The 19736-nt window shown below is 67.0% G+C and carries 18 protein-coding genes; 13 read left to right on the plus strand and 5 right to left on the minus strand.

Annotation, left to right across the window (positions count from 1 at the left end; all coding sequences use genetic code 11):
• Window positions 1–88 precede the first annotated feature (88 nt).
• The 3 genes from RR42_RS17765 to RR42_RS17775 all read left to right on the plus strand — a co-directional run bounded on the left by RR42_RS17765 (window position 89) and on the right by RR42_RS17775 (window position 4431).
• Complete coding sequence (locus tag RR42_RS17765) at window positions 89–1069, plus strand: Bug family tripartite tricarboxylate transporter substrate binding protein (RefSeq protein WP_043349648.1); 981 nt, start codon at window positions 89–91, stop codon at window positions 1067–1069.
• Window positions 1070–1421: 352 nt separating this feature from the next.
• On the plus strand, window positions 1422–3659 hold the full coding sequence (locus RR42_RS17770; protein ID WP_043349651.1) for a TonB-dependent receptor: 2238 nt from the start codon (window positions 1422–1424) through the stop codon (window positions 3657–3659).
• An 85-nt stretch (window positions 3660–3744) separates the two neighbouring features.
• Window positions 3745–4431 (plus strand): Fe2+-dependent dioxygenase, encoded by a 687-nt coding sequence (locus RR42_RS17775; RefSeq protein ID WP_043352326.1) that lies wholly within the window; start codon window positions 3745–3747, stop codon window positions 4429–4431.
• A 27-nt stretch (window positions 4432–4458) separates the two neighbouring features.
• Here RR42_RS17775 and RR42_RS17780 read toward each other — a convergent pair whose 3' ends face one another.
• Window positions 4459–5349 carry a LysR family transcriptional regulator gene (locus tag RR42_RS17780; RefSeq protein ID WP_043349654.1) on the minus strand — a complete coding sequence of 297 codons (891 nt, stop codon included), beginning with the start codon at window positions 5347–5349 and terminating at the stop codon, window positions 4459–4461.
• A 151-nt stretch (window positions 5350–5500) separates the two neighbouring features.
• On the opposite strand from RR42_RS17780, the gene RR42_RS17785 reads away from it, so the two are divergent.
• From RR42_RS17785 to RR42_RS17800, 4 genes are all read left to right on the plus strand, one after another.
• Complete coding sequence (locus RR42_RS17785; protein ID WP_043349656.1) at window positions 5501–5893, plus strand: tautomerase family protein; 393 nt, start codon at window positions 5501–5503, stop codon at window positions 5891–5893.
• Window positions 5894–6037: 144 nt separating this feature from the next.
• Window positions 6038–7429, plus strand: a complete 1392-nt coding sequence (locus RR42_RS17790; RefSeq protein ID WP_043349659.1) for a GntP family permease — start codon at window positions 6038–6040, stop codon at window positions 7427–7429.
• Between the two features lie 132 nt (window positions 7430–7561).
• Window positions 7562–8395, plus strand: a complete 834-nt coding sequence (locus RR42_RS17795; protein ID WP_043349662.1) for an aldo/keto reductase — start codon at window positions 7562–7564, stop codon at window positions 8393–8395.
• A gap of 26 nt (window positions 8396–8421) precedes the next feature.
• Complete coding sequence (locus RR42_RS17800; protein ID WP_043349666.1) at window positions 8422–9831, plus strand: FAD-containing oxidoreductase; 1410 nt, start codon at window positions 8422–8424, stop codon at window positions 9829–9831.
• 23 nt (window positions 9832–9854) lie between these two features.
• Here the strand turns inward: RR42_RS17800 and RR42_RS17805 are convergent, their stop codons facing one another.
• Window positions 9855–10103: a DUF6388 family protein gene (locus tag RR42_RS17805; protein ID WP_144409844.1), complete on the minus strand. Its 249-nt coding sequence runs from the start codon at window positions 10101–10103 to the stop codon at window positions 9855–9857.
• Window positions 10104–10275: 172 nt separating this feature from the next.
• The gene (locus RR42_RS17810; protein WP_043349672.1) at window positions 10276–10683 is read right to left on the minus strand and encodes a hypothetical protein; all 408 of its coding nucleotides are present in this window, start codon (window positions 10681–10683) and stop codon (window positions 10276–10278) included.
• Between the two features lie 307 nt (window positions 10684–10990).
• On the opposite strand from RR42_RS17810, the gene RR42_RS17815 reads away from it, so the two are divergent.
• On the plus strand, window positions 10991–11569 hold the full coding sequence (locus tag RR42_RS17815) for a YSC84-related protein (protein WP_043349674.1): 579 nt from the start codon (window positions 10991–10993) through the stop codon (window positions 11567–11569).
• A 183-nt stretch (window positions 11570–11752) separates the two neighbouring features.
• Window positions 11753–12652: a recombination-associated protein RdgC gene (locus RR42_RS17820; protein WP_043349676.1), complete on the plus strand. Its 900-nt coding sequence runs from the start codon at window positions 11753–11755 to the stop codon at window positions 12650–12652.
• A gap of 42 nt (window positions 12653–12694) precedes the next feature.
• Here the strand turns inward: RR42_RS17820 and RR42_RS17825 are convergent, their stop codons facing one another.
• The gene (locus RR42_RS17825) at window positions 12695–13579 is read right to left on the minus strand and encodes an IclR family transcriptional regulator (protein ID WP_236701929.1); all 885 of its coding nucleotides are present in this window, start codon (window positions 13577–13579) and stop codon (window positions 12695–12697) included.
• 153 nt (window positions 13580–13732) lie between these two features.
• Between RR42_RS17825 and RR42_RS17830 the strand changes: the two genes are divergently transcribed.
• Both RR42_RS17830 and RR42_RS17835 read left to right on the plus strand, forming a co-directional pair.
• Window positions 13733–14716: a Bug family tripartite tricarboxylate transporter substrate binding protein gene (locus RR42_RS17830; RefSeq protein WP_043349679.1), complete on the plus strand. Its 984-nt coding sequence runs from the start codon at window positions 13733–13735 to the stop codon at window positions 14714–14716.
• A gap of 52 nt (window positions 14717–14768) precedes the next feature.
• Window positions 14769–17117 (plus strand): cytochrome P450/oxidoreductase, encoded by a 2349-nt coding sequence (locus RR42_RS17835; RefSeq protein WP_043349681.1) that lies wholly within the window; start codon window positions 14769–14771, stop codon window positions 17115–17117.
• 184 nt (window positions 17118–17301) lie between these two features.
• Here the strand turns inward: RR42_RS17835 and RR42_RS17840 are convergent, their stop codons facing one another.
• Complete coding sequence (locus RR42_RS17840) at window positions 17302–18222, minus strand: LysR family transcriptional regulator (RefSeq protein ID WP_043349684.1); 921 nt, start codon at window positions 18220–18222, stop codon at window positions 17302–17304.
• Window positions 18223–18346: 124 nt separating this feature from the next.
• On the opposite strand from RR42_RS17840, the gene RR42_RS17845 reads away from it, so the two are divergent.
• Both RR42_RS17845 and RR42_RS17850 read left to right on the plus strand, forming a co-directional pair.
• Complete coding sequence (locus tag RR42_RS17845; RefSeq protein WP_043349689.1) at window positions 18347–19270, plus strand: DMT family transporter; 924 nt, start codon at window positions 18347–18349, stop codon at window positions 19268–19270.
• Window positions 19271–19344: 74 nt separating this feature from the next.
• Window positions 19345–19671 (plus strand): thioredoxin family protein, encoded by a 327-nt coding sequence (locus tag RR42_RS17850; RefSeq protein WP_173430692.1) that lies wholly within the window; start codon window positions 19345–19347, stop codon window positions 19669–19671.
• Window positions 19672–19736: the final 65 nt, after the last annotated feature.

Consider the following 19736-nt stretch of genomic DNA (forward strand, 5'->3'; position numbering starts at 1 on the left):
TGGTTATGATCCGTCGCAGCAGCATCCGAGCACCTAGCACCTGTGCCCCCATGCACCCGTGCACCCAAAACAGCCAATGGAGACAACCATGCGTATCCCCGCCACCAGCCGCGCGCTGGCCCTCGCCGTTCCCGCCCTGTTCACCGCCGCCTTCGCCATGCCCGCGCAGGCTGCCGATGCCTGGCCGACCCACGTGATCAAGTTCGTCGTGCCATTTACCGCCGGCGGCGCCAATGACCTGGTGGCGCGCGCCGCCGCCGACGCGGTTGGCAAGCGCCTGGGCCAGACCGTGATGATCGAGAACCGCCCGGGCGCTGGCGGCGTGGTGGGTGCGGACTACGTGGCCAAGGCCAAGCCGGATGGCTACACCTTCCTGATCGGCGCCGTAGGCACGGTCACCAACAGCCTGATCCGCGCCAAGATGCCCTACGCGGCCGACGACCTGGTGCCGGTCTCGCTGGTCGCCGTGAGCCCATCCGTGATCGTGGTCTCGCCGTCCCTGCCGGTGAACAACCTGAAGGAACTGGTCGAGTATTCCAAGAAACAGGCTTCGGGCGCCAACTTCGCCACCGCCGGCAGTGGCAGCACGCCGCACTTTGTCGAAGAGATGCTCAAGGAGAAAGGCGCGGTGCTGACCGTGGTGCCCTACAAGAGCGGCTCCGAGAGCATCACCGCGGTGATCGGCAACCAGGTCACCGCGACCTCCGAGGCCAGCGTGGTAGTGCTGCCCAACATCAAGGCCGGCAAGCTCAAGGCGCTGGGCGCCACCTGGGACAAGCGCATGAGCGCGGCGCCGAACATCGCGACCACGGCCGAGCAGGGCATGCCGGACGTGCGCATCGGCCACTGGGCAGGCGTGTTCGCACCCAAGGGCACCGACCCCGCCATCCTCAAGAAGATGAACGCCGAAATGAGCGCCGCCATGCAGACGCAGGAAACGCGCGACCGCCTGATTCCGAACGGCATCGAACCCGCCGGCGGCACGCAGGAGAGCTTCATTGCCTTCATCAAGTCGGAGCGCGAGCGCCTTGGCCGTATCGCAAAGAACGCCAACATGACGGCGGAATAAGAAATATTTTCGGCCGTCCCGACGACAAGGGCGGTGAATGTCTGTATCGGGCTCGTTACGTACGGGCCCGTTTCATTTTATAAATGTGTCTAATACGCATCTTTTAACGGGAAATATGCGCAACAGAATTCACGAATGCCAACAAATATTTCTAGATTAGAACATTAGAAATGGCATCACAATGTCTGTGATAAAAAGACAACGCGAATTGCAACGCAAATCATTCGCATTTATATTCCGGCTCGCCCAACCACCATTGTCTTCCGCCGTTGGCCGAACCGATCCAGGCGCGCACCTTCTTGCCGCTGTCGGCCGGCTCGTGCCCGCGGCCGCACCGGAACCGAGAAACGACATGAATCGCCGCACGCCGATCGCGACTGCCCTGCTCGCGCTGTTCGCCACGCCCGTTGCCGCCCTGGCCCAGACGGCCGCCACGGCCCCCGCGACGCAGCCCACGACGACGCTGCATGAGGTGGTGGTGCAAGGCAGCAGCGTCAACGACGACTACAACGCGGTAAAGAACGCAATCAGCAAGCTGCCCGCGGAACTGCGCGACATCCCGCAATCGGTCACGGTGGTCAACAAGGCGCTGATCGACGCGCAGGGCGGCACCTCGCTGGCGGATGCGCTGCGCAATGTGCCGGGCATCACCATCGGCGGCGCCGAGGGTGGCCAGATCGGCAACAACATCAACCTCAACGGTTTCTCCGCGCGCACCGACATCTACCTGGATGGCTTCCGTGATCGCGGCCAGTACTATCGCGACGTCTTCGCGCTGGATTCGGTGGAAGTACTGATGGGCCCCTCATCGATGCTGTTCGGGCGTGGCTCCACCGGGGGGGTGATCAACCAGGTCACCAAGAAGCCGTCGCTCAAGGCTGCCACCGAAGTCACCGGCTCGGTCACCACCAACGGCCTGGTGCGCGCCACCGCGGACTACAACACGCCCACGGGCGAGACCTCGGCCTTCCGGATCGCGGCAATGGCCCAGGACGGCTCGGCTAGTACGCGCGACCAGACCAAGGTGAAGGACTTCGGCCTGGCGCCGTCGTGGCGCCTGGGCATCGGCACCCCCACCGAAATCACGCTGTCGGCGCTGCTGCAGCATAACGAGGACCAGCCCGACTACGGCCTGCCGGCCATCAACGGACACCCGGTCAACGTCGACCGAAAGACGGCCTATGGCTTCAACGACGACCGCACCATCCAGGACGTGGCCGCGCTGGGCGCCACCGTTGATCACAAGTTCTCGCCCAACCTGCGCCTGCGCAACCAGACCCAGTTCAACTACGTCAACACCAACGCGCGCGAAACCGCGCCGAACGCCGTCGGCACGGTCAGCGCCAAGGGCTTCACCCCGCTGACCACCACCACGCTGCCGCTGGATGCGCTGTTCGTGCGCCAGCAAAGCCACGACCGCCATATCCGCGACTACTCGATCTTCAACCAGACCGAGCTGACCGCCAAGTTCGACACCGGCCCGGTCAAGCACACCGTGCTGGTGGGCGCCGAAATCGGCCACGATGGCTATGACAACCAGAACTACTACCGCAACGGCACCTGCAACGGCGTGCCGCTGAACTCCGCCGCCACCCCCACCGCGGCGGCCGGCATCAGCGGCTACGCGGCGTGCGAGCCGGTCGTCAACCCGACCTACAGCAACTCGCCGGCCACCGCGCCGAGCGCGACCGGCAACCGCCAGGGCGCGGCGGCCAACACGCTGGCGGCCTACATCAACGACTCGGTGGAGTTCAGCAAGCAATGGAAGCTGGTGGGCGGACTGCGCTACGACAAGTACATTGCCAGCATCACCAATTCCATCAACTCGTCCAATACGCTGGGCAGCACCGTGTTGCCCAGCGCCAGCCAGACGGTCAACTTCACCAGCGTGCGCGTGGGCGGCATCTGGCAGCCGACCGAGGCGCAGTCCTACTACCTGTCGTATGGCACGTCGTTCAACCCGTCGCTGGAGCAGCTGGTGGGCACCGTGGGCCAGCAGAACCTGGACCCGGAAAAGAACAAGTCCTATGAAGTGGGCGGCAAGTGGGACCTGCTGGGCGGCGACCTGTCGCTGAACTCGGCGCTGTTCCAGATCACCAAGGACAACGCCCGCAGCCAGATCGACGCCACCACGTACTCGCTGGCCGGCAAGATCCGCGTGCGCGGCTTCCGCGCCGGCGCGACCGGCCGCATCACCAGCAAGTGGCAAGTCTTCGCGGGATACACCTACCTGGACGGCGAGATCGTCAACGGCATCGCCGCCGGCACCCAAGGCATGGTCCCGACCAATACGCCCAAGCACACCGCGACGGCATGGACCAGCTACCGCGTGTTGCAGGACTGGGAAGTGGGCGGCGGCGCCTTCTATATGTCGCAGCGCTACGCCAACAACACCAACACCGTGCAGGTGGGTGGCTACGTGCGCTGGGACGGCATGATTGCCTACCATCAGCCGAAGTACGACGTGCGCCTGAACCTGTTCAACGTGTTCGACAAGAAGTACTACGATGCGCTGATCCAGTCGGACGGCGGACGCTCGGTGCCCGGCACCGGCCGCACCGCGATGCTGTCCTTCATCTACCGTATGTAAGCTGAGGTAAAGTGGCGCGATGCCACGTCACGCGGCGGCGCCGGAAACCTCCCGCGCGCTGGCGCCGAACCCTGTCGAGATCGTCATGCTTGTCTGCATTCCCAAGGTACTCAACGCGGAGCAGCTTGCCGTGCTGCGCCAGCATCTCGACCAGGCCGGCACGGCCTGGGTGGATGGCCGCGTATCGGCCGGCTACTCCGGCGCGCCGGTCAAGTTCAACCAGCAGATCGACGAGCGCGCCGAAGTGGCACAGCAGTGCCAGCACCTGATCCTTGGCATGCTCGAGCGCAATCCGCTGTTCATCAGCGCCGCGCTGCCCAATATCGTCTACCCGCCGATGTTCAACCGCTACAGCGAGGGCATGACCTTCGGCGCCCATGTGGACGGCAGCGTGCGCATTCATCCGCACAATGGCCGCAAGCTGCGTACCGACGTCTCGGCCACGCTCTTCCTCAGCGACCCCGCCAGCTATGACGGCGGCGAGCTGCAGGTGGAAGACACCTACGGCACCCACAGCGTCAAGCTGGAAGCCGGCGACATGGTGATCTATCCCGCCACCAGCCTGCACCAGGTCACACCGATCACGCGCGGCACGCGCGTGGCGAGCTTCTTCTGGATCCAGAGCCTGGTGCGCGACGACGCGCAGCGCGCGCTGCTGTTCGACCTCGACAACGCGATCCAGAAACTCAACCAGACCGGCGCCGACGATGGTGCGCGGCGCTCTCTGGTGGGTTGCTACCACAACCTGCTGCGGCAGTGGACCGAAACCTGAAAGGGGACGAGTCCATCCACCGCGCGGTTATGCGAACTGCTCCGCCAGCGCTGTCCTCACCTTCCCGACCAGTGCCGCTTCCCCGGCCCGTGCAGGCAGCAGGAAAAATTCCGCCGTGGGCAGGGCCGGCAGCTTGAGCCTGGCCAGCGTAGCGGCATCGATCCGCGCCACGCCCGGCCCGATCGCCGACTCGTTCAGGCACGAGACGCCAAGCCCGGCAGCCAGCGCCAGATGCAGGCCAGCGACGCCGGAGGCGGAATGGGCGATCACGTGGTCCAGGCGCCGTCGCCGCAGCGTCTGCACCACGAACTGATGCAGCGAGCAGGTATCGGGCAGCAGCACCAGCGGCAGCGGGCCGCTCACGCGCTCCGCCTCGCCCTGCGCCGCGACCCAGGCCAGCGCTTCGCGGCGCAGCACGGTGCCGCGCACGCCCTTGGCGCCAGCCTGCTGGCCTCCCCCCTTGCCCGGCAACCGCATCGACAATCCGATATCGAAATCATCGGTGTGCATTCCCGCATCGATGACGCTGCTTTTCGTCACCTGTACATGCAGCCGCAGGTAGGGATAGCGCTCGCGCAGCCCGCGCAGCATGCCGGCAATCTCGCCCGGTCGGAAGTAGTCCGTCACCGCGAGCCGCAACTCGCCATCCAGCGTGTGGCCGCGCAGGTCTTGCAGCGCCAGCTCGGACAGCGCGAGGATGCGCCGCGCATGCTCGAGCAAGCGCGTGCCGGCGGGTGTCGGCGCCGCGCCCTGCTTGCCGCGCGTGAGCAGCGGCACGCCGGCGCGCTCCTCCAGCTTGCGCAGTTGCTCGCTGACCGAGGACTGCGACAGGAACAGCCGAGGCGCCGCGGCGGACAGGCTGCCGGCGTCCGCCACGGTCACGAACGTGCGTAGCTGGTCGAGTTCAAGTACGCGCATGGCGGGCCCCCATCTCATTTCGGCATTAACGATGGATGGTATCGTAAATTCCCGTTTTTCCGATGGAAGGCAAACACCTAGACTGGCATCACTTCCCCGCTGAGCCAAACCCAGCCAACCCAGTGAAACCGCAAGAATGAAGGAGTCCGTCATGCCCCACATCAACCTGCAGATTTCCGGCAAGCCCAATGCATCGCTGACCCGCCGCAGCGCCGCCGCCGTAGCCGAACTGACCCAGCGCGTACTCGGCAAGAAGCCGGAGGTCACCGTCGTTTCCGTGCAGTACATCGACCACGACGCCTGGATCATTGGCGGCGAGCCGCTCTCGGAGCTTGGCCGCAACGCCTTTCACCTCGACATCAGCGTAACGGACGAAACCAACACCAAGGCCGAGAAAGCGCAGTACCTGAAGGCCGTGTTCGAGGCCCTCTCGGAGCTGATCGGCAACGTACATCCGGTTTCATACATCCACGTGGTGGATGCGCGCGCCGCCACCTACGGCTACGGTGGCCTGTCCCAGGAATACCGCTACCAGCACGGCTGAGCCCAGGCTACGGACGACGGCGAAATGCGAGCCTTTGAGACAGGACATTGTCGCAGTGCAGCAAATTGTGGCAAAGTCGGCACCTGATCTGCCGCGCACGGTGCCACGAGCGCCGCGCGCGCGGAGGAACCACAAGGAGAACCGATGTCCTTCCTCATCGTCCTGGCCGCCCTGGCCTTCTTGATGTTTGCGGCCTACCGCGGCTACAGCGTCATCCTGTTCGCCCCGGTGGCCGCGCTTGGCGCCGTGCTGCTGACCGAGCCCGCCGCCGTGGCGCCGGTCTTCTCCGGCATCTTCATGGAGAAGATGGTCGGCTTCGTCAAACTGTATTTCCCGGTCTTCCTGCTGGGCGCCGTGTTCGGCAAGGTAATCGAGCTGTCGGGTTTCTCGGAGTCCATCGTGGCTGCGGCCATCCGCTATATAGGCCGCTCGCGTGCCAATGCGGTGATCGTCGCCGTTTGCGCGCTGCTGACCTATGGCGGCGTCTCGCTGTTCGTGGTGGTGTTCGCCGTCTATCCGTTCGCGGCGGAGCTTTACCGGCAGAGCAATATCCCCAAGCGGCTGATGCCGGGCGCCATTGCGCTGGGCGCGTTCTCGTTCACCATGGACTCGCTGCCGGGCACGCCGCAGATCCAGAACATCATCCCCACCACCTTCTTCAAGACCACGACCTGGGCAGCGCCGGTGCTAGGCCTGCTCGGCTCGCTGTTCATCATCGGGGTGGGCCTGGGCTACCTGGAGTGGCGCCGCCGCGCGGCCATGGCACGCGGCGAGGGCTACGGCGCAGCGTTGCGCAATGAGCCGGAGCGCAGCCAGACCGGCCACCTGCCGCATCCGGCACTGGCGCTGCTGCCGCTGGTGGTGGTGGGCGTGGCCAACTTCGTCTTCACGCGCATGATTCCGCAGTGGTACGGCAGCAGCTACAGCGTGTCGCTGCCCGGGCTGGCCAAGCCCGTGGAGACCCAGATCGCCACGGTGACCGCGATCTGGGCGGTGGAGGCGGCGCTGCTGCTGGGCATCGTGGTGGTGGTGGCAACGGCGTTCGGCGCGGTGCGTGAGCGCTTTGCCGAGGGCAGCAAGAGTGCCATCGGCGGCGCGCTGCTGGCCGCCATGAACACGGCCTCGGAGTATGGCTTCGGCGGCGTGATCGCCGCGCTGCCCGGCTTCCTGGTCGTCAGCGATGCGCTCAAGAGCATCGCCAACCCGCTGGTCAATGCCGCCGTGTCTGTCAGCACGCTGGCGGGCATCACCGGCTCGGCGTCGGGCGGCATGAGCATCGCGCTGGCCGCCATGTCGGACACGTTCATCCACGGCGCGCAGGCCGCCGGCATTCCGCTCGAGGTGCTGCACCGTGTGGTGTCCATGGCCAGCGGCGGCATGGATACGCTGCCGCACAACGGCGCCGTGATCACCCTGCTGGCGGTGACGGGCCTGACGCACCGGGAGTCCTACCGCGACATTTTCGCGGTGACCGTCATCAAGACGCTGGCCGTGCTCTTCGTGATCACGGTCTACTACGTGACCGGCCTGGCCTGAACGCGGCGGCGCGCGCCGCGCCTTGTGGATCGCGCCATCCTTACCTAGTGTGAGTGGGTAGCCGGCCGTGAGCGTGCGCTTTGCGCGCCACATGCCGGATGCTCCACCCTGCACTTCCCACCGGAACACCGCATGAAAACCGTGAGTCTGCCCGGCGGCGAAAGCGTTGCCGCGCTCGGCATGGGCACCTGGAACATGGGCGATCAGCCGGCCGCGCGCGCGGAAGAACTTGCCACGCTGCGTCTCGGGCTGGACCTGGGCCTGACGCTCATCGACACCGCCGAGATGTACGGCGATGGCCGCTCGGAGGAACTGGTCGGCGAAGCCATCGCCGGCCGGCGCGACGAGGTCTTCCTGGTCAGCAAGGTGTACCCGCACAACGCCGGGCGCACCGGCGCGGTGGCCGCCTGCGAACGCAGCCTGCGCCGCCTGGGCACCGACCGCCTCGACCTGTACCTGCTGCACTGGCGTGGGGGCGTACCGTTGGCGGAGACCATGGAGGCCTTCATGGCGCTGCGCAAGGCCGGCAAGATCCGGTACTTCGGCGTCAGCAACCTCGACCTTGACGATATGCGCGCTCTGTGGCGCGTGCCCGGCGGCAAGGAGGTAGCGGCCAACCAGTTGCTCTACAACCTCACGCGGCGCGGCATCGAGTGGGACTTGCTGCCCTGGCTGCGCGAGCATGGCGTTCCGTTGATGGCTTACTCGCCGATCGAGCAAGCCACGCTGCTGCGCAATCCCCGGCTTGCAGGCTTTGCCAAGAAACATGGCATCAGCCCGGTGCAGGCGGCGCTGGGCTGGCTGCTGGCGCAGCAGGGCGTCATCGCGATTCCCAAGACCAGCCACCGCGAGCGCCTGCGCGAGAACCACGGCGCACTCGCGCTGCGACTCTCCGCGCAGCAACTGGCCGAGCTGGACGCGGCCTTCCAGCCACCGGACGGCCCGCACCCGCTGGCGATGCTGTGATGTTGTGATGCCCAGGAGCCCCCGCCATGACACTCGACTACGACGCCATCATCATCGGCACCGGCCAGGCCGGCCCCCCGCTGGCGGCGCGCCTGAGCGCGGCCGGCCAGAAGGTGGCCGTGATCGAGCGCCAGTCGTTCGGCGGGACCTGCGTCAACACTGGCTGCATCCCCACCAAGACCATGGTGGCGAGCGCCTACGCGGCTAACCTGGCCCGGCGCGGCGCCGAGTACGGCGTGGTGCCCACCGGGCCTGTGACGGTGGATATGGCTCGCGTCAAGGCGCGCAAGGACGGCGTCGTCGGCAAGTCCATGCACGGCGTGGAAACGTGGGTGCGCATGCTGGAACATGGCACCGTCCATCTCGGCCACGCGCGCTTCGAGGGCCCGGACACTGTGCGCGTGAACGACACCCTGCTGCGAGCTCGCAATATCTTCATCAACGTCGGCGGGCGTGCCGCTGCGCCGCCGATGCCCGGGATCGAACAGGTGGACTACCTGACCAACGCCGGCATGATGCGCGTGGACACCTTGCCGCGGCACCTGCTGGTAGTGGGCGGCAGTTATATCGGGCTGGAGTTCGGCCAGATGTTTCGCCGCTTCGGCAGCGAGGTCACCATCGTGCAGCGCGGCCCGCGCCTGATCGAGCGGGAGGATCCCGATGTGTCCGACGCCGTGCGCGGCATCCTCGCCGCCGAGGGCATCGCGCTGCGCCTCGATGCCGAGTGCATCGCGCTGGAACAGCGCGGCGCCGAGGTCGTGGTGAAGATGGATTGCGCGCAAGGCGCGCCCGAGATCGTCGGCTCGCACGTGCTGCTGGCGGTGGGACGGCGGCCCAATACCGACGATCTTGGCCTGGACCGCGCCGGCATCGCCGTGGATGCGCGTGGCTACATCCAGGTGGACGAGCAGTTGCGCACCAATGTGCCCGGCATCTGGGCCATGGGCGACTGCAACGGGCGCGGCGCCTTCACCCATACCGCCTACAACGATTTCGAGATCGTCGCGGCCAACCTGCTGGACGCGGCATCCGGCGAGCCGCCCCGCACGCTCGGCGACCGCATCCCCGCCTATGCCCTCTACACCGACCCGCCGCTGGGGCGCGTGGGCATGAACGAGGCCGAGGCGCGCCGGTCCGGGCGCAATGTGCTGGTTGGCATGCGGCCGATGACGCGGGTTGGCCGCGCGGTGGAAAAAGGCGAGACGCAAGGCTTCATGAAGATCCTGGTCGATGCCGACAGCCGCGAGATCCTTGGCGCGGCGGTGCTGGGCGTGGGCGGCGACGAGGTGATCCATTGCATCCTCGACGCGATGTATGCGTGCGCGCCGTACACGGTGCTCCAGCGCGCCATGCATATCCACCCAACGGTGTCCGAGCTGATCCCGACCATGCTGGGAGAGCTGCATGCGCTGGAGCCGGCCGGCCTGGCGGCGTAACTGGCCAGCGCTGGGCCGCGCGGCTAGCGCCGCGGCGCCGGCGCCGCGCGCTCGCCCAGGTACACCAGCAGCAGCTCCTCGACGGTGAGGCGCCGGAGCCTGGCTTCGCGTCCAATGGCGCGCTCCAGCTCAGAGAGCTGGAAGGCTTCCACGCTCATGCCGACAGCGCGAGCGTGGCGCGGGGTGATGACCTTGAGCAGCGCCACCACTTCGGGGTTGTCGGCGAGAAAACGCTCATGGGCAAGTTGCAAGCGTTCGGGGGAAAGAGTCATCGGGAAGGGACCGCAATAAGGTGGAGGCAGGTAGGTGGCGTGCGACGGCCTGGCGAGCAGGTACGGGCAGGAATGCGCGCCGGTGCCCGCGCATTACACCACAGCCGTGCCGCAGCCCCCAACCGCAGCGCAACCGCAGTGCAATCGGAACGCAAGCGCAGGCCTCGCCGCGTTATTGCGCCTTGGCGGTATAGCGCTCGCGCTCGACGTAGCGGACCAGGTAGTTGCGGGTCTTGGCTTCGGTATCCTGGCTCACCCGGTCAGCAGCCTGGCGCGCGCCGTCGCGGCCATGCGAGGACACCATCTGTGCATCCAGGTAATCGCGAAACGCCGCGTGCATGGCATCGAGCCGGGGCCGGCACGCCTTGAGCGCCACCCTGGCGAGATCCTGCGCGGAGGCGCTGCTGGCCATGCCGGCATCGGCCTGATCCTTGGCGCACGTCGTGTAAGCCGCGCGCAGCGATTGCCATTGCTCGTTGGCTTCGGCGGAGGCTTGTGGATTGGCGGGCGCGTGCGAAGCGCAAGCCGCTGCCAGCAAGGCGACGGGGATGAGGGGGATGAGATGGAGAACGGATTTCATATGTCATGGACTTATCTGGCATGTCCGGGTTCCTGCCCGGATGAAACAGGTTGTTGCGACGCGGCCGTGCTTGTAGGACACCGCGCTCCAAAAATGCAGCCTCCGTCCTACAGCCATTCGCGAGAATGCTTTGTATATTTCTATAGAAACGATGGGAGTACACCGGCTTTTCGGAAAAACCCCAAAATCCGGCATGCGGCGAGATTTCAAGTTTCTGCAAGTGCCGATTACGCCTATCCTGTAGGGTGCGTGGAGTGGCTCCGGAGTATCCGGTGCAGTGAGAGGTAAAACAATCAGGAGAGTGAGCATGGAACGCAGATCGTTTCTGACGGTAGGGGCTGGACTGGTGGTGGCAAGTTCTGGCCTGCTGGGCGCGTGTACGACCACACCCAATGCGCCCACCGACAAGGCCGCCAAGCGCCGCGAGATCGATGGCGGCGTGGATGGCACGCTCAACAAGCTGTACGAGACGGCGAAGGGTTCGCGCGAACTCGCCAACCGCGCGCGCGGCATCCTGGTCTTCCCCAACGTCCTCTCGGCCGGCTTCGTCGTGGGTGGCGAATATGGCGATGGCGCGCTGCGCGTGGGCGGCGCCAACCGTGGCTATTACCGCATCATCTCGGGCTCGGTCGGCTGGCAGATCGGTGCGCAATCCAAGGCCATCGTCCTGATGTTCATGACCCAGGAAGCACTCGACAAGTTCGTTGCCAGCAGCGGCTGGACCGCCGGTGTGGACGCCACCGTGGCGCTGGCCAAGATTGGCGCCAATGGCACCCTGGACACCAATACCGCGCAGCAGCCCATCGTTGGCTTCGTGGTCACCAACGCGGGCCTGATGGCCGGCGTGAGCCTGGAAGGCTCGAAGATCAGCAAGCTCGACATCTGAGACCACGCAGCGTGCCGGCCTGGCGCCGGCCTGTGTGCGGGGCCGGGTTGCGAAGGCAGCCCGGCCCCTGACTTTTTCCGGCCCTGCTGCCACGGCGCCGCCACACCGGCCAGACTCCCTCACGCATTGTTACCGCATGCGCCACGCTAACCGGCTAGAATCCGTCCCTTTGGCCGAATTCACATGTGGTTCAAGAATCTCCAGCTGCACCGTCTGTCCGCACCGTGGTCCCTCGCCGCCGAAGAGGTCGAGGAATGCCTGGCGCGCCACGCATTTTTCCCTGGCACCAGCCTGGAGATGCAAACCCAGGGCTGGGCCTCGCCGCGTGACAACGGCGCGCTCGTCCACCAGGTCGGCAAGCAGTTGCTGCTGACCATGCGCACCGAAAAGAAGCTGCTGCCGTCCACCGTGGTCAACCAGGTCACCAAGGCCCGCGCCGTGGAACTGGAAGAGCAGCAAGGCTTCAAGCCGGGCCGCAAGCAGATGCGCGAGCTCAAGGAGCAGGTCACCGAAGAACTGCTGCCACGCGCGTTCAGCATCCGGCGCGACACCCGCGTGTGGATCGACCCGGTCAACGGCTGGCTCGCCATCGACGCCGCCGCCCCGGCCAAGGCCGATGAAGTGCGCGGCCTGCTGTTCAAGGCCATCGACCCGCTGCCGCTGGACAACCTGCATGTGAACCAGTCGCCGGTCACCGCCATGACCGACTGGCTGGCCACCGACACGGCCCCGGCCGGCTTCACCCTCGACCAGGAAATGGAGCTGCAATCCAGCGCCGAGAGCAAGGCCACGGTGCGTTATGTGCGCCATCCGCTGGATGCCGAGGACCTGCGCCGCCACATTGCCGCCGGCAAGCGCTGCACGCGCCTGGCGATGACCTGGAACGACCGTGTGTCCTTCGTGCTCACCGAGTCGCTGACCATCAAGCGCGTGGCGCCGCTGGATGTCATCAAGGAGCAGGCCGACCCGAGCGCCCGCGACGACGAGGAACGCTTCGACGGCGACTTCACCATGATGGCCGGCGAACTGGCCAACCTGCTGTCGGACCTGACCGCCGCGCTCGGCGGCGAACGCAAGCTGTAAGCCAGCGCGTCAGCGGGCCGCCCAGGCCGGTTCAACCTGGATTCAGGCGCCGCCGCCCGGCGGCGCCGCGCCGTAGCCCAGCAACCCGCTGGCGACCTGCGCCTCATGGCGCACAGCCACGGCGATGGGCCCATTCATCGACGCATCGAAGCCGCCGGTGGCGCCCAGCGCCGTGAGCACCGCGCAGATGCGGCCCGTGTAGTCGTACAGCGGCGCCGCCACGGCGCTGATGCCCTTCAGGTTGGTATCGCGCACCACCGCGCACCCGGCGGCTTGCACTTCGCGCCGCAGCACGCCGATGGGGTCATCGCGATCCAGTTGCGCGCGCAGGTCCGCCGGCGCCGCCGCGAGTTCTTCTTCCGCCATCGCCCGCACGCGCGGCTCGTCGAGCAAGCCCAGCAGCGCGCGGCCCGTGGCCGACCACAGCATCGGCATCACCGAACCCACCCGCACATTGACCGTCACGGGCAGCCCCGGCTCCTCGAAGCGCACGATGGTCGGGCCCTTGTTGCCCATCACCGCCACAAAGCAGGTCACGTCCAGGCTCTCGCGCAGGCGGACCAGCGACGGCTCGGCGATCCGGATCGGATCGACCTGCCGCATTGCTGCCAGGCCGATCAGCATGGCCTCCACCCCCAGGAAATACTGCTGCGATGCCGACGCCTGCGCCACCAGCCCCTCGTCGATCAGGCTGGCCAGGTAGCGGTGCACCTTGGCCGGGCTCTCGCCGATATGCGCAGCCAGCGCGGTCAGGCTGGCGCGCCCGCCGAGGTTGGCCAGGCCCTTGAGCACCGTCATGCCGGTCTGCGCCGACTGCACGCGCTGGCGGCGCTCGCGCGCCGGCGGCTCAGCGGGCGTGGCGGCTTCGGCGGGATCAGCGAGATCGCCTGAGATGCGTGAGGCGCTTGGGTCGATTCTTGTCTTCATGGGCGGAGATTCTAGTGCCGTGCATGGCGCTGCGGCATCAAACCCACGTTAACCCGCATCGTTATATTACGCAATGCGTATATCATTTACGCATAAAAAATGCCGGTCTGCGCCACGCCTCGACCGGCACCCAAAACGGGAACAGGAGACAAGATGATCACAATACGCAAATGCATCGCCGCGGGCCTTGGCCTGGCCGCCATCCCCATGCTGGCGGCCACCGCTGCCGCCGAGCCGGCCTACCCCGCCAAGCCGGTGCGCTGGATCGTGCCGTACGCAGCCGGCGGCGGCTCGGACTTCCTGGCGCGCTCCATCGGCCAGGCCCTCTCGACCCGGCTTGGCCAGCCCGTGCTGGTGGACAACAAGCCGGGTGGCAATATCGCGATCGGCGCAGCGGAAACCGCACGCGCGCCGGCAGACGGCTACACGGTGCTGTCGGCGGACAACGGCACGCTGGTGTTCAACCCGGCGCTGTACAAAACGCTTTCCTACAACCCGGTCAAGGACCTGGCGCCAGTCACCTTGCTGGGCCGCTTTCCGATGATCCTGGTGGTGGGTCCGGGCATGAGCGTCAACACCGTGCAGGAGTTCGTCGCCCGCGCCAAATCCAAGCCGGGCGGCATCGACTACGCCTCGGCCGGTGCCGGGAGCCCGCACCATCTCGCCATGGAACTGCTCAAGGTTGAGGCAGGGCTGAACATGGTCCACGCGCCCTATCGCGGCGCGGCGCCCGCGCTGGCCGACGTGGCCGGCGGCCAGGTCCCGGCCATGATGGTCGACCTGGCCGCGGGCGCGGGCTTCATCAAGGGCGGCAAGGTCAAGGCGCTGGCCGTGGCCAACCCGACCCGCCTGCCCCAGTTGCCGGACGTGCCGACTTTTGCCGAGGCAGGCTACAAGAACGTGGAGGCCGCCGCGCTGGTGGGCATGGTGGTGCCGGCCGCCACGCCGCCGGAGATCGTCGCCACGCTGAACAAGCAGGTGGTGGCCGCGATCAAGGACCCGGCCGTGAACAAGCGGCTGGTGGACTTCGGCGTGGAACCGGTCGGCAACACGCCCGGGCAATACGCCGAACTGCTGCGCAGCGAGACCACCCGCTGGCACAAGCTGATCCGCGACCTGAAGATCACGCTGGAGTAACCGCGGCGCACCGCACCCGCCCCTTCGCAAACGAGAACACGGAGCAACAGGCATGGCCAACGCCACCCCCAATCCACACGCCTCGGGATGTCCCGTTGACCATCGCTTGCTGACGGCGCAGCGCTCGCCCACCGGCTGCCCGGTCAGCCCGGGCGCGGCCAGCTTCGATCCCTTCGAGGATGGCTACCAGCAGGACCCGCCCGAGTACGTGCGCTGGGCGCGCGAGCAGGAGCCGGTCTTCTACAGCCCCAAGCTGGGCTACTGGGTGGTGACGCGCTACGACGACATCAAGGCGATCTTTCGCGACAACCTCACCTTCAGCCCCTCCATCGCGCTGGAGAAGATCACGCCGACAGGGCCGCAAGCCAACGCCGTGCTGGCGTCCTACGGCTACGCGATGAACCGCACGCTGGTCAACGAAGACGAGCCAGCGCACATGCCGCGCCGCCGCGTGCTGATGGCGCCGTTTACGCCCGAAGAACTCAAGCATCACGAGCCAATGGTGCGCAAGCTGGCGCGCGAGTATGTCGACCGCTTTGTCGACGACGGCCGCGCCGACCTGGTCGACCAGATGCTGTGGGAGGTGCCGCTGACCGTGGCGCTGCATTTTCTCGGCGTGCCCGAGGAAGACATGGACCTGCTGCGCAAATACTCCATCGCGCATACCGTCAATACCTGGGGCCGGCCCAGGCCGGAGGAACAGGTCGAAGTCGCGCATGCCGTGGGCAACTTCTGGCAACTGGCGGGCAAGATCCTCGACAAGATGCGGCAGGACCCGTCCGGCCCAGGCTGGATGCGCTATGGCATCCGCAAGCAGGTGGAGTATCCGGAGATCGTCACCGACTCCTACCTGCACTCGATGATGATGGCCGGCATTGTCGCCGCGCATGAAACCACGGCCAACGCCACGGCCAATGCCATGAAGCTGCTGCTGCAGCATCCACGCGCCTGGCAGGAGATCTGCGAAGACCCGGGCCTGATCCCGAACGCGGTAGAGGAATGCCTGCGGCACAACGGCTCGGTGGCGGCCTGGCGGCGCCTGGCCACGCGCGACGTGCAGGTCGGCGGCGTCGACATTCCCGCCGGCGCCAAGCTGCTGATCGTGACGTCCTCGGCCAACCACGACGAGCGGCACTTCGCCGATGCGGATCTCTTCGACATCCGCCGCGAGAACGCCAGCGACCAGCTCACCTTCGGCTACGGCTCGCACCAGTGCATGGGCAAGAACCTGGCGCGCATGGAGATGCAGGTCTTCCTGGAGGAACTCACGCGGCGCCTGCCCCATATGCGCCTGGCAGAGCAGTCATTCAGCTACGTGCCGAACACCTCGTTCCGCGGGCCCGAGCACATGTGGGTGGAATGGGACCCGAAGCAAAACCCCGAGCGCGCCAACCCCGCGCTGCTGGAAGTACAAGTGCCGGTGCGCATTGGCGAGCCTTTGGGGCATGCAATCAGCCGGCCGGTGGTGGTGGCCAGCGCGACCCGGGCGGCCGAGGGCATTGTCCGGCTGCGGCTGGTGTCGCCCGATGGCAAGCCGATGCCGCGCTGGGCGCCGGGCGCGCACATCGACGTAGAATGCGGCGGCACCGGACTGTCGCGGCAATACTCCCTTTGCGGCGACCCGGACGACAACAGTGCGCTGGAGATCGCCGTGCTGCGCGAAGCGCAAGGCCGTGGCGGCTCCGCTTGGGTGCATGACAGCGCCAAGGCCGGCGACCGCCTGAAGATCCGCGGCCCACGCAACCATTTCCGGCTGGATGAGGCCGCGGGCAGGCTGATCCTGATCGCCGGGGGCATCGGCATCACGCCCGTCAGCGCCATGGCGCGACGCGCCAAGGCGCTCGGCATGGACTACGCCTTGCACTACAGCGGGCGCTCGCGTGCGTCCATGGCGCTGCTCGACGAGCTCATCGCACTGCACGGCGACCGCCTGCATGTCTACGTCAAGGATGAAGGCCGGCGCAACGACTTCGCCAGCCTGCTCGGGCAGCCCCAGGCGGATACGCAGATCTACGCCTGCGGCCCCGCGCGCATGCTGGCAGCACTGCAGCAACAGTGCGCCGGCTGGCCCGGCGATGCGCTGCGCATCGAACATTTCGAGTCGACGCTGGCCACGCTGGATCCGGGCCAGGAGCAGGCGTTCGAAGCCGAGCTGAAGGACTCCGGCATCGTCGTCGCGGTCGCCCCGGGCCAGACGCTGCTGGCCGCGCTGCGCGCCGCCAACATCGACATGCAGAGCGATTGCGAGGAAGGCCTGTGCGGCTCCTGCGAGGTGCGCGTGCTGGCCGGCGAAATCGACCACCGCGACGTGGTGCTCACGCGCGCGGAGCGCGAGGCCAACACCAAGATGATGGCCTGCTGCTCGCGCGCGAAATGCCAGCGGATCGTGCTGGAGCTATAGGCGCGGCGGGCGCTCAGCCGCCCTGCTCTGCTGCCAGCTTCGCATCGATGGCTTGAACATGGTGGAGCCCGGCTACTTCGACCAAGCCCACCTGACGCGAGATTTCACCAGGCTGGTGGGCGTATCCCCGGGGCGACTACCAGCGCTCGCAGCAGGGGCCGGCAGGCGCACGCTGAGCGGCAAGTCAGCCCGCGCCGCCGATGTGCGCGGCCAGGTAATCGATCAATGCCCGCACCTTGGGCGGCAGGAAGCGGTTGGGCGGGTAGAGCAGCCACACCGTCCCCACGTAGGCGCGTGCCTGCAATTCCCAGTCTGGCAACACCTGCACCAGATCGCCGGCCTGCAAGGCAAGGGCCGCGGTGAACTCGGGCAGGCTGGCGATGCCAAGATCCTGCTGCGCCGCCTCCAGCCGCGCGCCAGCGTGGTTGGCGATATAGCGCCCGCTCACCGTCACGGTTTGCGTCTCGCTGTCGCGGCGCAAGCGCCAGCGGTTATCGTCTGCGGTTTCCCCCAGGTACAGGCAATCGTGCTGCGCGAGATCGCGCGGCTGCGCCGGCGTGCCGCGCGCGCGCAGATAGGCGGGCGAGGCGCACAGCACCCAGCGCACCGCGCCCAGGCGGCGCCCGGCAAGGCCGGGCGGTGGGTGCTCGGTCAGCCGGATCACCAGGTCGAGGTCGTCCGCAAGTGGATCGGCCTCGTGGTCGGTAAACAGCAACTGCAGGTCCACGTCCGGATAAGCCTGCAGGAAAGCCGGCACCAGCGGATGGATCACCGTCTTGGCAAATGCGGTCGGCGCGCTGACGCTGACCCTGCCCTGCGGCCGGCCCACCACATGGCCGGCGGCGTCCAGCGCCCCCGCCGCGGCGCTCACCACGTCGCGGCAATAGCGGTACACCTCGGCGCCCGATTCCGTCATGCGCACCTTGCGGGTCGAGCGCTCCAGCAAGCGCGTGGCCAGTGCCTCCTCCAGGCGCTTGATCTGGCGGCTGACAGTGGACGGTGTGCTGCCAAGCTGGCGCGCGGCAACAGAAAAATTGCCCGCGTCGACCACGCGCGCGAACACCGCCATGTCGGGCAGCAAGGCAAAGAGATCAGCTTGGTTCATGAGGCGGCTCGCGGCGGGCAGAGGCGGATTAATGCATATGCGGCATAAAGGCTTTGCATTCCGACCCGATTATCACCGTGGATGCAAAGCGGCACAATGCAGGACCGAATGCACAAGGCCCACCATGCCCGCGCCAAAAAACCTGTTACTGCTGTCCGACCTGATGCTGCTCGCGGTCGCCGTGGTCTGGGGCAGCAGCTACGGCATCGTCAAGAGCGCACTGGTCTTCTACCCGGTGCTCGGCCTGCTGACGCTACGTTTTGGCATCACCTTCGTGGTGCTCTCGCCCACGCTGGCCGCGCTGCGCCGCACCAACCCCGCCACCCTGCGCGGAGTGCTGGGCACCGGCGTGCTGCTGCTCGGCATCTTCCTGTGCGAAACCTTCGGCGTGCTGCTAACGCGCGCCGCTAACGCCGCCTTCCTGATCAGCCTGTGCGTGGTGCTGACGCCGCTGGCGGAGTGGCTGCTGCTCAAGCGCCGTCCAAGCCGTATCGAATGGGCTGCGGTGGCGCTCTCCCTGCTGGGCGCGTGGCTGCTGGCGGGCCACGGCGAACTGGGCTTCAACCTTGGCGACGCACTGATCCTTGCTGCCGCCGTACTGCGCGCGCTGATGGTCTGCGCGACCAAGCGGCTGGTGCGAGGCCGGTCCATGCCGGCGCTGACGATGACGGCGGTGCAATCCGGCGTGGTCGCCGTCGGCAGCGCGGGCGTGGCACTGGCGCTGGTGCCCGCTCAATGGCAGCCCCTGCCGTCGTTCTCTGGCCACCCCGCGTTCTGGGGCTACGTGCTGTGGCTGGTCGCCGCCTGCACGCTATTCGCCTTCTTTGCGCAGAACTACGCCATCCGGCGCAGCAGCCCCACGCGGGTAGCGCTGCTGATGGGCAGCGAGCCCGCCTTCGGCGCGTTGTTCGCCAGCCTGTGGCTGGCAGAGCGCATCTCCGCTGCGGCGTGGGCAGGCGGCGGGCTGATCGTGGCGGCATCACTGTTGGCCACGGTGCGCTGGGGCAAGCCCGCGGCCCCCGAGATACCGCAGGGCTCGCAGGCCTGAAGGCAGGATCCGTTGCAGCCAGCCGCGGCCATACAATCCGTGCATGCCCATTTGGACAGGCGAGAGGATTCCCTATGACGATGACCGACGTGTATGACCTGCGCGAGCCGGCCCGGGCCGAAATCGACGCCATCAAAGGCCCGGCCGTGATCGAGTTCGGCGCGCCCTGGTGCGGCTACTGCATGCGGGCGCAGCCCCACCTGGCCAGCGCCATGGCCAGCCATCCGGCGGTTGCCCATATCAAGGTCGAGGACGGCAGCGGCAAGCCGCTCGGCCGCTCGTTCCGGGTCAAGCTATGGCCCACGCTGGTGTTCATGCGCGACGGCGTGGAGGTGGCGCGATTGGTGCGACCGAGCGAGACGCGGGCGATCGAGGAGGCGTTAAGGCGGATTGCGGGCTGATGCTGGCCCGCACCGCCGATCGCTGATCGCTGATCGCTTATGCAAGCGCAAAGAAAAAAGCTCCC

Source organism: Cupriavidus basilensis, assembly GCF_000832305.1.
GTDB lineage: Bacteria > Pseudomonadota > Gammaproteobacteria > Burkholderiales > Burkholderiaceae > Cupriavidus > Cupriavidus basilensis_F.